This window comes from Franconibacter daqui (genome assembly GCF_014644275.1).
Taxonomy (GTDB): domain Bacteria; phylum Pseudomonadota; class Gammaproteobacteria; order Enterobacterales; family Enterobacteriaceae; genus Franconibacter; species Franconibacter pulveris.
On the sequence record NZ_BMKJ01000008.1, the window covers coordinates 181,097 to 195,178 of the forward strand.

Annotated in this window: 11 protein-coding genes; 7 read left to right on the plus strand and 4 right to left on the minus strand. The window is 56.5% G+C overall.

What is annotated here, in order from left to right; translation table 11 throughout:
• The first annotated feature begins 21 nt into the window (after positions 1 to 21).
• Positions 22 to 426: a winged helix-turn-helix transcriptional regulator gene (locus IEX01_RS20530; protein ID WP_024559744.1), complete on the plus strand. Its 405-nt coding sequence runs from the start codon at positions 22 to 24 to the stop codon at positions 424 to 426.
• Here the strand turns inward: IEX01_RS20530 and IEX01_RS20535 are convergent.
• Complete coding sequence (locus tag IEX01_RS20535; protein WP_188724457.1) at positions 423 to 2,369, minus strand: bifunctional 2',3'-cyclic-nucleotide 2'-phosphodiesterase/3'-nucleotidase; 1,947 nt, start codon at positions 2,367 to 2,369, stop codon at positions 423 to 425. The two genes, IEX01_RS20530 and IEX01_RS20535, sit on opposite strands and share 4 nt — an antisense overlap.
• Before the next feature lie 213 nt (positions 2,370 to 2,582).
• Between IEX01_RS20535 and cysQ the strand changes: the two genes are divergently transcribed.
• On the plus strand, positions 2,583 to 3,326 hold the full coding sequence (cysQ, locus tag IEX01_RS20540) for a 3'(2'),5'-bisphosphate nucleotidase CysQ (RefSeq protein ID WP_024558111.1): 744 nt from the start codon (positions 2,583 to 2,585) through the stop codon (positions 3,324 to 3,326).
• On the opposite strand, the gene IEX01_RS20545 is transcribed toward cysQ, so the two are convergent.
• Positions 3,316 to 3,873, minus strand: coding sequence for a YtfJ family protein (locus IEX01_RS20545; RefSeq protein WP_188724458.1), 558 nt, complete (start codon positions 3,871 to 3,873; stop codon positions 3,316 to 3,318). The two genes, cysQ and IEX01_RS20545, sit on opposite strands and share 11 nt — an antisense overlap.
• A 330-nt stretch (positions 3,874 to 4,203) precedes the next feature.
• Here IEX01_RS20545 and IEX01_RS20550 point away from each other — a divergent pair, with 330 nt between their 5' ends.
• On the plus strand, positions 4,204 to 4,410 hold the full coding sequence (locus IEX01_RS20550) for a DUF1107 domain-containing protein (RefSeq protein WP_008501430.1): 207 nt from the start codon (positions 4,204 to 4,206) through the stop codon (positions 4,408 to 4,410).
• A 123-nt stretch (positions 4,411 to 4,533) separates the two neighbouring features.
• On the opposite strand, the gene paeA is transcribed toward IEX01_RS20550, so the two are convergent.
• Complete coding sequence (gene paeA / locus IEX01_RS20555; RefSeq protein WP_024558109.1) at positions 4,534 to 5,865, minus strand: polyamine export protein PaeA; 1,332 nt, start codon at positions 5,863 to 5,865, stop codon at positions 4,534 to 4,536.
• 339 nt (positions 5,866 to 6,204) lie between these two features.
• Complete coding sequence (gene msrA, locus IEX01_RS20560) at positions 6,205 to 6,843, minus strand: peptide-methionine (S)-S-oxide reductase MsrA (RefSeq protein ID WP_024558108.1); 639 nt, start codon at positions 6,841 to 6,843, stop codon at positions 6,205 to 6,207.
• Positions 6,844 to 7,067: 224 nt separating this feature from the next.
• On the opposite strand from msrA, the gene tamA reads away from it, so the two are divergent.
• The 4 genes from tamA (at position 7,068) to IEX01_RS20580 (ending at position 13,937) form a co-directional block, all read left to right on the plus strand.
• Positions 7,068 to 8,804 (plus strand): autotransporter assembly complex protein TamA, encoded by a 1,737-nt coding sequence (gene tamA / locus IEX01_RS20565; protein ID WP_024558107.1) that lies wholly within the window; start codon positions 7,068 to 7,070, stop codon positions 8,802 to 8,804.
• Positions 8,801 to 12,583 (plus strand): autotransporter assembly complex protein TamB, encoded by a 3,783-nt coding sequence (tamB, locus tag IEX01_RS20570; protein WP_188724459.1) that lies wholly within the window; start codon positions 8,801 to 8,803, stop codon positions 12,581 to 12,583. Before tamA ends, tamB begins: the two co-directional genes overlap by 4 nt.
• 2 nt (positions 12,584 to 12,585) lie before the next feature.
• A complete protein-coding gene (locus IEX01_RS20575) occupies positions 12,586 to 12,930 on the plus strand; it encodes a gamma-glutamylcyclotransferase family protein (protein WP_188724460.1) in 345 nt (114 codons plus the stop codon).
• Between the two features lie 476 nt (positions 12,931 to 13,406).
• The gene (locus IEX01_RS20580) at positions 13,407 to 13,937 is read left to right on the plus strand and encodes a fimbrial protein (RefSeq protein WP_188724461.1); all 531 of its coding nucleotides are present in this window, start codon (positions 13,407 to 13,409) and stop codon (positions 13,935 to 13,937) included.
• The last annotated feature ends 145 nt before the right edge of the window (positions 13,938 to 14,082 follow it).

Genomic DNA, 14,082 nt, shown 5'->3' on the forward strand with positions numbered 1-14,082 from the left:
AGTACGCACAAAAAGGTAAGTATGGAAAAAATCAACGCTCCTGTCAGCCTGAGCGACCAGATGCGTAACGGGAATCTCTTCGCCGAGCAGTGCCCTTCGCGCGATGTGCTCAAACATGTCACCAGCCGCTGGGGCGTGCTGATCTTAGTGGCGCTGCGCGAAGGCACCCATCGCTTTAGCGACCTGCGGCGCAAAGTGGGCGGCGTAAGCGAAAAGATGCTGGCGCAGACGCTGCAGTGGCTGGAACATGACGGCTTCATCAATCGCAAATCGTTTCCGGTCGTTCCGCCGCATGTGGAGTACAGCCTGACGCCGCTTGGGCTGGAGGTGAGTGAGAAGGTGGCGGCGCTGGCCGACTGGATAGAGCTCAACCTGCCGCAGGTGCTGGCGTCCCGCCCGCCGGAGCAGGACGCCAGCGCGGATTAGCGCACGTTTAAGTCTAGCTGATAGATGGCAAAGCCCGTCTCATCGCTGCCAGCCTGCTGCATCGGATACTGCGCGTTGGCTTTGATAAAGGCGGCCGCTTTTTCCGAAGGCGAGGTTTCGAAGCGGATATCCAGCTTGTTGTCGCTGTGAATGGGCGCGAGGCGCCAGTTGTTATCCGCCGCCGGATGAATCTCTCCGGCGCGTTTGGTTTCCGCGCTTATCCACGCCGCCAGCACCGCACGGTTTTCATCCGGTGAAGCGAAGGCAATATGATTGTCGCCGGTTCCCGCAAACTTGCCGCCATAAGCGCGATAGTTGTTGGTGGCGACAAGGAAAGTCATTTTCGGATCGATGGGTTTGCCGTTAAAGGTAAGGTTTTTAATGCGCTCGGCGTCTTTGTTTACCGGCTGGCACTCGCCGTCATATTTCGCCGGCTGCGTCACGTCAATCTGGTACTTCACGCCGTCAATGACGTCGAAGTTGTAGGTGCGAAAGCCGTCCCAGTTAATCAGTGACTGCGGCTTCGCGCTGTGTACATCAATTTGATTAAACTGCCCGGCGGAGCACTCCAGCCACTCTTTCACTTCGGCGCCCGTCGCTTTCACGACCACCAGCGTGTTGGGGTAGAGATAGAGATCGGCGGCGTTGCGAAAGGTGAGCTGACCCTTTTCCACCTCAACAAAACTTGCCGGGTCGTTCTTGCGGCCGCCCGCTTTAAACGGCGCGGCGGCGGAGAGCACCGGCAGGTCTGCTAAATTCGGGTCGCCCTGAATGAAATGCTTCACGTAGGCGAGCTGGGCGTTATTAACGACCTGAACCGTCGGGTCGTCCTGCACCAGCGAGAGGTAGCTGTACATGTTGTCAGCGGATTTCCCGACAGGCTGGCTGACAAACTCGCGGGTGGCGTCGTGGTCCGCTTTCAGCACCTTCACCATATTCGCCTCTTCCGCCGCCAGCGATTTCTTCGCCGCCGCGTCGTAAATCGGCCGCGCCTCGGCTTTGCCCTGCGTAACCCGCCATTTTCCGCCGTCGTTGTTGAGCGTTAAGTCCACCACGCCGAGATGGTCGCCCCACATGCCTGGCATGACCGCCGGCACGCCGTTGAGCGTGCCTTTCGCAATATCCGCCCCCTTAATCGCGGCGAAATCTTTGCCGGGAAAAACGGCGTGGGCGTGGCCAAACAGAATGGCGTCTACGCCCGGCACCTGGCTTAAGTAGTAAACCGAGTTTTCCGCCATCGCTTTATACGGCTCGGCGGCGAGGCCGGAGTGAGCGACCACCACGACCAGATCCGCGCCTTTAGCCCGCATTTCCGGTACATACTTGCGCGCGGTTTCGGTAATGTCGTTGACGGTGACTTTGCCGCTCAGATTGGCTTTATCCCAGGTCATGATTTGCGGCGGCACAAAGCCGATGTAGCCAATCTTCAGCGTCCGGGTTTTACCTTCTTTATCTTTTACGTCGGTGTTCTGGATGAGGTAGGGCGTGAAGAGCGGCTTATTGGTTTTCGCGTCGATAATATTGGCGTTAACGTAGGGGAATTTCGCGCCAGCCAGCGCTTTATTCAGGTAATCAAGCCCGTAGTTGAATTCGTGGTTGCCAAGGTTGCCCACGGCGTAGTTCAGCGTATTCAGCGCCTTGTAGACCGGGTGCACTTCGCCTTTATTCAGCCCCTTCGCCGCCATGTAATCGCCAAGCGGGCTGCCCTGAATAAGGTCGCCGTTATCCACCAGCACGCTGTTCGTCGCTTCGCTGCGCGCCGCGCTGATAAGGCTTGCGGTGCGCACCAGCCCGAACTTTTCAGTCGGCGCGTCTTTGTAGTAGTCAAAGTCCATCATGTTGCTGTGCAGGTCGGTGGTTTCCAGGATGCGTAACTCCACCGTAGCGGCGTGGGCGCTGGCGGCAACCAGCGTGGCGAGCAGCGTTGCACTAAACTTAATCATCATGCAGGTCCTTTTTTAAGAGCAGAGCCACAAAAGTGTATGTATCTATCTTCTGTTGCTTACAAAAGTGTGAATCCTGCCAGAAAAAAATGTCCGGAACCTGGGATCGCTTCACAGATAGCGCAAGCTGCGCGGGGTGATATAAAAATCATATCGATAAAACAATGTGTTAATCTGCGATGAAGTACTGTCGCGACACAAAAGAGGTGGACGATGTTAGAGAAGATTTGCCAACTGGCGCGGGAAGCGGGCAGCGCCATCATGGACGTCTACGAAGGGAAAAAGCCGCTTGAGGCCACCAGTAAACTCGATGATTCTCCGGTAACGGCGGCGGATATTGCCGCGCATAAAATTATCGCCGACGGGTTAAAGACACTGACGCCTGATATCCCGCTGCTTTCCGAAGAGGACCCACCGGGCTGGGAAGTGCGTCAGCACTGGCAGCGCTACTGGCTGGTAGACCCGCTCGATGGCACCAAAGAGTTCCTTAAGCGCAACGGCGAGTTCACGGTTAATATCGCCCTGATTGAAAACGGCAAGCCGGTGCTGGGCGTGGTCTACGCGCCGGTGCTGAACGTGATGTACAGCGCAGCGGATGGCAAGGCGTGGAAAGAAGAGTGCGGCGTGCGTAACCCCATTCACATTCGCGACGCCCGTCCACCGCTGGTGGTTATCAGCCGCTCCCATGGCAACAACGAAGAGCTCAAAGAGTATCTGCAGCAGTTGGGCGAGCACCAGACCACATCGATCGGCTCGTCGCTGAAATTCTGCCTTGTGGCGGAAGGACAGGCGCAACTTTATCCGCGGTTTGGGCCCACCAATATCTGGGATACGGCCGCTGGCCACGCGGTGGCGGTGGCGGCCGGGGCGCACGTGCACGACTGGCAGGGCAAAACGCTGGACTACACGCCGCGCGAATCCTTCCTTAACCCTGCTTTCCGCGTCACTATTTACTGAGTAACTTATGCAGCAGGTCCATCACCTGCTGCACTTCCTGCTGCGTCAGCGCGCCATCTTTCGCGAACTGAATACGCCCGTCTTTATCGAGCACCGCGACCGCTGAGCTTTCCGGCTCAAGCTGCCAGGCTTTAGCCACGATGCCGTTGCTGTCGACAATAAATTGCGACCACGGGTAGAGTTTTTTGTTGTCCTCCAGACTGCTGCGCACAAACATGGCGGAGCCGGGGATAGCGTCGTCGGTATTGACGATAGTGGTGGTCTGGTAAGCATTGTGCGGTAGATTCGCCGCCTTGATGGCTTCAATCAGCGCCGCGTTTTTTTCCTTGGCGGAAACGCGCCCCGCAATATGTTGCACCACTCGCACTTTTCCAGGGAGCTGCGCGCTATTCCAGGTTTTGTAGCTAAACTTGTCGTTACTGTACATCAGCTCGCCCCGGTCGCTGATGCCGACAGGCGCCACGCGCTGATTCTTCTCAAAGTTATGTGCCGAAGCCATTAAGGGCAGCAGCAGGCAGGTAAGCGCCAGTGTTCCGCGCAGGGTCATACTTGACTCCTTATCATTTGTGTTGGCAGGTGATCGGACCACTTGGTCCCGGCCCGTTAAGCATAAACGCTCTCAGTTCGCTTTACCCGCAACAGGGATGCCAGTTTGCGGGCTGAGGCACAGTTCCTGATAAAAAAGTATGGTTGTTCTGCAGTTTTTGTCGTTTTGAAAAGATAATTCTGAAAGATTGTAATAAAAGCGTAAATAAGACCGGGTAAAGTGCGCACCAATCGGTTTCTGGTCTATAGTTTTCTGGCAACAAAATTTGCGCCTTATCTTTGTCGGGCCGAATGTGGACCGCAGGGGCGTACGATTTCGCAGGAGAGAACAATGAAAATTTTCCAACGTTACAACCCGCTTCAGGTGGCGAAGTACGTGAAGATCCTGTTTCGTGGACGGTTGTATATCAAGGATGTTGGCGCTTTCGAGTTCGATAAGGGCAAAATCCTGGTCCCGAAAGTGAAGGACAAGCAGCATTTATCGGTAATGTCCGAAGTAAACCGTCAGGTTATGCGTCTCCAGACTGAGATGGCCTAACTAAAAGGTTGTGCATGCAGTAAGACAAACGGCCCCGATGGGGCCGTTGGTGTTTCTGGCATCCGTTAATTTAGCATCCCGGGTGCAGACAAAAGAAAAGGGCGGCCATGCCGCCCTTAACAGTTAAGCCGCGGATTGTTCATCCGGCAGTTTCGGCGCAAGCGTGGTGGGCTTGCTGTCGATACGCGTGACCAGCAACTGGTCGATGCGGTAGTTATCAATATCCACCACTTCGAACTTATAGCCGGAGAATTTCACCGAGTCGGTACGTTTCGGGATTTTTCGCAGCATGAACATCATAAACCCGCCGATGGTTTCGTAGTTGCCGGACTGCGGGAACTCGTCGATATCCAACACGCGCATTACATCATCAATCGGCGTGCCACCGTCGATAAGCCATGAGTTTTCATCACGCGCGACGATCTGCTCTTCCAGCCCCTGGCCTACCAGGTCGCCCATCAATGTGGTCATGACATCGTTAAGCGTAATCAGGCCCACCACCAGCGCATATTCGTTCATGATAACGGCGAAGTCTTCGCCGGCGGTTTTGAAACTTTCCAGCGCTTCGGAGAGGGTTAGCGTATCGGGCACGATCAGCGTATTGCGGATCTGCACACCGCTGGTAAGCGCCAGACTCTGGTTCGCCAGCACGCGGTTGAGCAGGTCTTTCGAGTCAACATAACCGATGATGTGGTCGATATCCTGATTACAAACCAGGAATTTCGAGTGCGGATGCTCCGCAACCTTGTTCTTCAGGCTTTGCTCATCTTCATGCAGATCGAACCAGACGATGTTCTCGCGCGACGTCATTGAGGAGGGCACGGTACGCGACTCCAGCTCAAAGACATTCTCAATCAGCTCATGCTCCTGCTTACGCAGCACGCCCGCCAGCGCACCCGCTTCCACCACGGCATAGATGTCGTCAGAGGTGATGTCGTCTTTACGCACCATCGGCAGCTTGAAGATGCGGAAAATCACGTTCGCCATGCCGTTAAAGAACCAGACCAGCGGGCGGAAGATAAACAGGCAGAAGCGCATCGGGTTGATGATGCGCAAAGCCACGGCTTCGGGCGCAATCATACCGATGCGTTTCGGCGTCAGGTCAGCAAACAGAATGAACAGGCTGGTGACGAGCGTAAAGGAGAGAATAAAGCTGACCTGCTCGGCCGCTTCGGGCGACATGAAGTTGATAAGCATGCTGTAAAACGCCGGAGAAAACGCCGCATCGCCCACGATACCGCCAAGGATGGCGACGGCGTTAAGGCCTATCTGCACGACGGTAAAGAAGGTGCCGGGGTTTTCCTGCATTTTCAGGATGCGTTGCGCGTTGATGTTGCCTTCGTCGGCCATCAGCTTAAGTTTGATTTTGCGGGAAGCGGCCAGCGAAATCTCAGAGAGCGAGAAGAACGAACTGACGCCGATCAGACAAAGTATTATCAAAATACTGTTTAACATATCTTATCCAGTCATCGACCGGATCCTCGGAAGGGAAGTGGATTTTTGTTGAGTAAAACACAGGTGAATGCTGTCTCGTAGCGTGTGAGTCCAGCAAATTCAACGGCTAGTATAGCGTAAGCCCTGATAAGGCTGCCAGTAGGCGAAAAGCGGGCAGCAGCTTTGATGGGAAGCATTCTCATTTAAAGGTGAGTCGCCGCGCTAACTATAATCGATTCCGAGCGAACGTTATAGAAGAAAATGCGCATTTTTTATTCAATTTGTCGGTCTTGTCTCGGATGAAGCAGGGCGCCGCAAGCCCGCTAAAAGGCAGCATTACGCTGCCTTTTTCTACGCGCGTTACGCCTGGGCTGGCAGGCAAACGCCAATGCCGCCGATACCGCAGTAGCCGTAAGGGTTTTTATGCAGATATTGCTGGTGATCGTCCTCTGCGTAATAGAACGGCGTCGCGTTGGCGATTTCGGTCGTAATGTGGCGCCGGTCGCCCGCCGCTTCCATCGCCGCCTGGAAGCGTTTGAAGCTTTCACGCGCTGCGGCGTTCTGCTCCGGCGTTAACGGATAAATCGCCGAGCGGTACTGGCTGCCGACGTCGTTGCCCTGGCGCATGCCCTGGGCCGGATCGTGGTTTTCCCAGAATACCTGCAGCAGTTTTTCATAGCTGACCACTTTCGGGTCATAGACGACGCGAACCGCTTCCGCATGCCCGGTACGACCGCTGCACACTTCCCGATAAGTCGGATTAGGTGTATAGCCACCGGTATACCCTGCCGCAGTACTATATACGCCGGGTAACTGCCAGAAGAGACGTTCCACGCCCCAGAAGCAACCCATGGCGAACAGCGCAATTTCCATACCGTCCGGTACGTTGGTCATTGAATGGCCGTTAACGGCGTGCAGCGTCGCTACAGGCATGGGGGTATTACGGCCCGGCAACGCCTCGGACTGAGTAACCAGCTGTTTTTTATCGAAAATACTCATAATGAGGGGCCTCCAGGAATAAGGGGGACGAGCAAAAGCGGCGCGGCGGTTGTCACGGAGCGACTCTTTGCTCACAATAAATCTGGTGAATGCGACTAGATTAAACATAAGAAATATTTGGGGTGTCGTCGCTTTTTCAACTCCACAATCGGAGATTTGTTAAGCCGCGGAGCGGCACTAAAGTTTCCTGACCGGGGTGGAAACAAGGCTATTCAGGAGAAATTGTGCCACGAATCCGTATGTTATGCTGCGCCAGCCTGCTGCTGGCGAGCGGAGCCGTTGACGCCGCCAGCGTCCGCCTCCAGGTTGAAGGGTTGAGCGGAGAGCTGCAAAAAAATGTCCGCGCCCAACTGTCTACCATTGAAAGCGATGAAGTGACACCAGACCGGCGTTTTCGCGCACGCGTGGATGACGCCATCCGCGAAGGGTTGAAAGCGCTTGGCTATTACGAACCGAAAATAGACTTTACGCTGCGTCCGCCGCCGGCGAAGGGCGGCAGGCAGGTGCTGATTGCCCGCGTCTCGCCGGGCGAACCGGTGCGCATAGGCGGCACGGATGTGATTTTGCGCGGCGGCGCGCGAAACGACGAAGAGTACCTTTCCTTATTAAAAAAGCGCCCGGCCATCGGCACGGTGCTTAACCACAATGATTACGACAGCTTCAAAAAGGGGCTGACCAGCGTGGCGCTGCGTCGGGGCTACTTCGACAGCGAATACAAAAAAAGCCAGCTCGGCGTGTCGCTTGAGCGCCACCAGGCGTTCTGGGATATCGACTATGACAGCGGTCAACGTTATCGTTTCGGCGAAGTTACCTTCGCTAACTCGCAAATTCGCGACGAATACCTGCAAAATCTTGTGCCTTTTAAAGAGGGCGAGTACTACCACTCCAGCGACGTAGGCGAACTGAGCCGTCGGCTTTCCGCTACCGGCTGGTTCAATTCCGTCGTGGTGGCGCCGGAGTTTGAAAAATCCCGACAGACGAAGGTGCTGCCGCTGCGCGCCGTGGTATCGCCGCGCACCGAGAACACCATTGAAACCGGCGTGGGCTACTCCACCGACGTCGGCCCGCGGGTAAAAGCCACCTGGCGCAAGCCGTGGATAAACTCTTACGGCCACAGCTTTTCGACCACCGCCAGCATCTCCGCGCCGGAACAACAGCTTGATTTCAGCTACAAGGTGCCGCTGCTGAAGAACCCGCTGGAGCAATATTATCTGGTGCAGGGCGGTTTTAAGCGCACCGATCTCAATGACACCGAGGCGGATTCCACGACCCTTGCGCTCTCTCGCTACTGGGATCTTTCCAGCGGCTGGCAGCGCGCCATTAACCTGCGCTGGAGTCTCGACCACTTTACGCAGGCGGACGTTACGAATACCACGATGCTGCTCTACCCCGGGGTGATGATAAGCCGTACCCGCTCGCGCGGCGGCCTGATGCCCACCTGGGGCGATTCGCAGCGCTATTCCATCGACTACTCCGATACGGCCTGGGGATCGGATGTCGATTTCGTGGTGCTGCAGGCGCAAAACGTCTGGATCCGCACCCTCTACGATCGCCATCGCTTTGTCGTGCGCGGCAATCTCGGCTGGATTGAGACCAACGATTTCGACCGCGTGCCGCCAGATTTGCGCTTCTTCGCAGGCGGCGACCGCAGTATTCGCGGGTACAAATATAAATCTATCTCGCCGGAAGATGATGACGGCAAGCTGACCGGCGCTTCAAAGCTCGCTACCGGGTCGCTGGAATACCAGTACAACGTGACCGGCAAGTGGTGGGGCGCAGCCTTTGTCGATTCCGGCGAGGCGGTGAACGATATCAAGCAAAGCAACTTCAAGACCGGCGCGGGCGTCGGGGTGCGCTGGCAGTCGCCTGTCGGCCCCATCAAGCTCGATTTCGCCGTGCCGGTTGGCGACAAAGAGGAGCATGGTTTGCAGTTTTACATCGGTCTGGGGCCTGAATTATGAGTCGTTGGAAAAAAATCAGCCTCGCCGTGCTGGTGTTTATCTTGTTGTTGCTGGGTACCGCGGCGTTTCTGGTGGGGACGACCAGCGGCCTGCATCTTTTATTTAACGCCGCAAATCGTTGGGTGCCGGGGCTGGATATTGGCAGCGTAACTGGCGGCTGGCGCAACCTGACGCTTAAAAACGTGCGCTATGAGCAGCCCGGCGTGGATGTCACCGCAGGCGAACTGCACCTGGCGGTGAAGCTCGGCTGCCTGCGCGACAGCAGCCTGTGCGTGAACGATCTTTCGCTCAAAGATATTAACGTAGTGGTCGATACCAAAAAAATGCCGCCTGCCGCGCAAGTGGAGGAAGAAGATAGCGGACCGCTTAACCTCTCAACGCCTTATCCCATAACGCTTTCCCGCGTAGCGCTGAACAACGTCAACGTCAAAATCGATGACACCACCGTTTCCGTAATGGATTTCACTTCCGGGTTGAGCTGGGAAGATCGCAACCTGACGCTGCTGCCCACTTCCCTTCAGGGGCTGCTGGTCGCCTTGCCGAAGGTAGCGAAAGTGGCGCAGGAAGAGGTGGTGGAGCCGAAGATAGATAAGCCGCGTCCGGAAGAGGCGCCGCTTGGCGAAACGCTGCGCGATCTCTTCTCGAAACCGGTGCTGCCGGAGATGACCGACGTGCATCTGCCGCTGAACCTCACCATTCAGGAATTTCGCGGCGAACAGCTGCGCCTGACGGGCGATACCGATATCACCGTGCGCACTATGCTGCTGAAGGTGAGCAGCGTCGACGGCATGACGAAGCTCGACGCGCTGGATATCGATTCCAACCAGGGCATCGTGAATGCCACCGGCACGGCGGAGCTTCGCAACAGCTGGCCGGTAGACATCACCCTGAACAGCACGCTGAATGTGGACCCGCTTAAGGGCGAAAAGGTGAAGCTGAAGCTTGGCGGCGCGCTGCGCGAACAGCTGGAGCTTGGCGTTAACCTCTCCGGCCCGCTCGATGCGGTGCTGCGCGCTCAGACGCGCCTTGCTGAACCCGGCTTGCCGCTGAACCTCGAGCTGACCAGCGAGCAGCTTTACTGGCCGCTCACCGGCCCGAAGCAGTACCAGGCGGATGACATTAAGCTGAAATTCACCGGCAAGATGACCGACTATGCGCTCTCGTTCCGCACCGGGGTACGCGGCGAGCAACTGCCGCCCGCCACCATTACGCTGGACGGCAAAGGCAACGAGCAGCAAATCAATATCGATAAGCTGGACGTGGCGGCGCTGCAGGGGCATACCACCCTGAAAGCGCTGCTCGACTGGCGTCAGGCCATCAGCTGGCGCGGCGAACTGGCGCTGAACGGTATCAATACCGCGAAACAGTATCCGGACTGGCCTTCAAAGCTGGACGGGCTGATGAAACTGCGCGGCAGTTACTACGGCAGCAGCTGGCAGCTCGATGTGCCGGAGCTGAAGCTCGCCGGCAACGTTAAGCAAAATAAAGTGAACGTCAACGGCCAGCTTAAAGGCAACAGCTACATGCAGTGGACCATCCCGGGCCTGCATCTGGAACTGGGACGCAATAAGGCGGACGTAAAAGGCGAACTGGGCGTGAAGGACCTGGCGCTCGACGCCGTTATCGACGCGCCGGGGCTGGATAATGCATTGCCAGGCCTGGGCGGCACGGCGAAAGGGCTGGTGAAGATCCGCGGCAGCGTGGACGCCCCGCAGCTCCAGGCCGACGTTACCGCACGCGGCCTGCGCTGGCAGGAGCTTTCTGTCGCCCTGGCGCGTTTGCAGGGCGATATAAAATCGACCGACCAGATAGCGGGCAACCTTGACCTACGCGTGGAGCGGCTGGTGCAGGGCGATATTACTATGCGCCTAATTACGCTTGCGGCGAAAGGCAGCGAAAAAGAGCACCAGCTCCAGCTGCGCGCGCAGGGCGAGCCGGTTTCCGGCCAGTTAGATCTGCGCGGCAGCTTCGATCGTAAGACTACGCGCTGGCGCGGCACGCTCGATAACACCCGCTTCGAAACGCCGGTAGGGCCGTGGTCCCTGACCCGCGCCATTGCGCTGGATTACCGTGGCGAAGAGCAGAAAGTCAGCATCGGACCGCATTGCTGGGCGAATCCGAACGCTGAACTTTGCGTACCGCAGACGGTGGATGCGGGCGCAGCCGGGCACGCGGTAGTGAATCTCAATCGCTTCGATCTGGCGATGCTGAAGCCCTTTATGCCGCAAGTGACCCAGGCGAGCGGCATCTTCAGCGGCAACGCGGACGTGAGTTGGGATACCACCAAAGAAGGGTTGCCGCAGGGCAAAGTGCAGCTGGCTGGCCGGGGCGTACGCGTAACGCAGATAGTCAACGACAACACGCTGCCGGTCGCTTTCGATACGCTCAACCTGAGCGCGGAGCTACGCAATAACCGCGCGGAGCTCAACTGGCTGATTCGTCTGGTCAACAACGGCCAGTTTGACGGCCAGGTGCAAATCAGCGACCCGCAGGATCGCCGTAATCTGGCGGGCAACGTGAATATCCGCAACTTCTCGCTGGCGATTGCCAACCCGGTTTTCTCGCGTGGAGAAAAAGCGGCGGGGACGCTTAATGCGAACTTACGGCTTGGCGGCAACGCCGAACGCCCGCAGCTCTTCGGCCAGATGCAGCTTAACGGCGTGGATATCGAAGGCAACTTTATGCCGTTCGATATGCAGCCAAGCCAACTGGCGATGAACTTCAATGGCATGAGCTCAACCCTGCAGGGCGTGGTGCGCACGCAGCAGGGGGAGATTGCCCTAAACGGCAACGCCGACTGGAGCCAGCTCGATAACTGGCGGGCGCGCATCGCCGCGAAGGGCAGCCGGGTGCGCATTACGGTGCCGCCGATGGTGAGGCTGGACGTGTCGCCGGACGTGGTGCTGGAAGCCACGCCGAACCTTATCACGCTCGACGGCAACGCCGACGTGCCGTGGGCGCGTATCGTCGTGAAGGACTTGCCGGAAAGCGCCGTTGGCGTCTCCAAAGACGAAGTTATGCTCGATGAAAATCTGAAACCAGAAAAAGACCCGAGCGCATCCATCCCGATTAATAGTAATCTGACCGTTCACGTGGGCAACAACGTGCGGATAGACGCTTTTGGGCTAAAAGCGCGGCTTACCGGCGACCTGAAAGTCGGCCAGGATCAGCAAGGGCTGGGGCTTAACGGCCAGATTAACATTCCGGATGGCGAAGGGCGCTTCCATGCTTACGGTCAGGATCTGATCGTGCGTAAAGGGGAAATCCTCTTCGCCGGCCCGCCGGATCAACCTGTGTTCAACATCGAAGCGATTCGTAACCCGGACGCCACCGAGAACGATGTTACCGCAGGCGTTAAAGTCACCGGTACGCCGGACGCGCCTAAGGTAGAGGTCTTCTCCGACCCGGCCATGTCCCAGCAGGAAGCGCTCTCTTATCTGCTTCGCGGACAAGGGCTTGAGAGCAACCAGAGCGACAGCGAAGCGATGACGTCGATGCTGATTGGTCTGGGGGTTGCACAAAGTGGGCAGGTTGTGGGTAAAATCGGCGAGACGTTTGGCGTGAAGAATCTGGCGCTGGATACCGAAGGGGTGGGCGACTCGTCCCAGGTGGTGGTCAGCGGCTATGTACTGCCGGGTCTACAGGTGAAGTATGGCGTGGGTATTTTTGACTCGCTGGCGACGCTCACGCTGCGCTACCGCCTTATGCCTAAGCTATATCTGGAAGCGGTGTCTGGCGTAGATCAGGCACTTGATCTGCTCTATCAGTTTGAGTTTTAGCAATGCGAATATTTGTCTACGGCAGTTTACGACGCAAACAAGGCAACAGCCACTGGATGACCAACGCTCAGTGGCTGGGCGACTATGACATCGACCATTACCAGCTTTACAGCCTCGGCCACTACCCAGGTGCGGTGCCAGGCGAGGGAACGGTAACGGGCGAGGTCTATCGCATAGACGCCTCCACGCTCGCCGAACTGGACGCTCTGCGTACCAGCGGCGGCGAATACAAACGGCAGCTCATCCAGACGCCTTACGGCAGTGCCTGGATGTATGTCTACCAGCGCCCTGTCGAAGGCTTAATGCGTATCGACAGCGGCAACTGGCTCGACAGAGACGCTAATTAACCCCTCCCCAAACCACGCTTCGGCGTGGTTTTTCGTTCTATTTCCTAAAACACTTCTTTGATCGCTCACTTTTATTATTAAAGCTAATCAGCGCCTTAACGCGGGTTTGTTACGCCGTTGTTATTTAAAGTCCAGGTTTAAACTTTATTAAAGTCCATATTTAGAATGCTTAATTTTATTTTGGCCTGATTATGGTGTTTTATATACACAACGAATCGGACATGAAGTTCTATTTCGTCAGTGAATTGAATTAATCAGGCAAGTCTCAATTTTGATTCACGAGCTTTATGGAAGGTCTTATTTTGGATTGATTTGGTGATTGAGGAAATAGCACTAAAGTCTAAAATTAGCCTCCACTACGCAGCACAGTTTATGAAATATGAAAGAATGCTTTTTATTATTGGCGTTATGAATATTGTGTTTATTGGTTGCGTATTTAACCCCAAGGACTTAATTATTTTTTAAAGGATATACGTATGAACTTCAAAAAAGTTGCTCTGGCTTCGGTAATGGGTCTGGTTCTGGCGGCGTCTGCACAGGCGGCAGATCAGGGCCACGGTAAGGTGACCTTCACCGGCTCCATTATCGACGCACCGTGCTCCATCAACCCGGACAGCATTGACCAGACCGTGAATCTGGGCCAGGTGTCCAACGTGGCGCTGAAGGCCAGCGGCAACACCGGTACTTCCGTACCGCGTAATTTTGAAATCAAACTGGAAAACTGCGACACCACGACCCTGAAGTCCGTCAAAACCACCTTCACCGGTGCGGAAGGCGTGACTGACGGCTCACTGGGCATCACCGGTACCGCCAAGGGCGCGAGCATCATCCTGACCAACGGCGACGGCGAGCAGATCAAACTGGGCGAAGCTTCTGCGGCCCATCAGCTGCAGAACGGCAACAACACCCTGCTGTTCGCCGCCTACCTGAAGGGCGACGGCGCGTCCGCCACCGTGACCCCGGGTGACTTCACTGCGGTGGCCGACTTCACCCTGGCCTACCAGTAATCGCAGTCCCCCTTGACGCATGCCCGCGCGGGCGGGCATGTGTTTTTTTTCAGACACCAGAGACGGAACTCATGAACAGATTCTTACGCGGCGCCACGGCGTTCGCGCTGCTGGCGGCTGCCTGCGCGGCGCAGGCCTCCCGGCA

Bases quoted from the DNA above. Each gene is read 5' to 3' on its own strand.
- IEX01_RS20580 (WP_188724461.1), top strand. From the start codon at position 13,407: ATGAACTTCAAAAAAGTTGCTCTGGCTTCGGTAATGGGTCTGGTTCTG.
- IEX01_RS20575 (WP_188724460.1), top strand. From the start codon at position 12,586: ATGCGAATATTTGTCTACGGCAGTTTACGACGCAAACAAGGCAACAGC.
- IEX01_RS20550 (WP_008501430.1), top strand. From the start codon at position 4,204: ATGAAAATTTTCCAACGTTACAACCCGCTTCAGGTGGCGAAGTACGTG.
- tamB (WP_188724459.1), top strand. From the start codon at position 8,801: ATGAGTCGTTGGAAAAAAATCAGCCTCGCCGTGCTGGTGTTTATCTTG.
- paeA (WP_024558109.1), bottom strand. From the start codon at position 5,865: ATGTTAAACAGTATTTTGATAATACTTTGTCTGATCGGCGTCAGTTCG.
- cysQ (WP_024558111.1), top strand. From the start codon at position 2,583: ATGTTAGAGAAGATTTGCCAACTGGCGCGGGAAGCGGGCAGCGCCATC.
- IEX01_RS20545 (WP_188724458.1), bottom strand. From the start codon at position 3,873: ATGACCCTGCGCGGAACACTGGCGCTTACCTGCCTGCTGCTGCCCTTA.
- IEX01_RS20530 (WP_024559744.1), top strand. From the start codon at position 22: ATGGAAAAAATCAACGCTCCTGTCAGCCTGAGCGACCAGATGCGTAAC.
- IEX01_RS20535 (WP_188724457.1), bottom strand. From the start codon at position 2,369: ATGATTAAGTTTAGTGCAACGCTGCTCGCCACGCTGGTTGCCGCCAGC.
- msrA (WP_024558108.1), bottom strand. From the start codon at position 6,843: ATGAGTATTTTCGATAAAAAACAGCTGGTTACTCAGTCCGAGGCGTTG.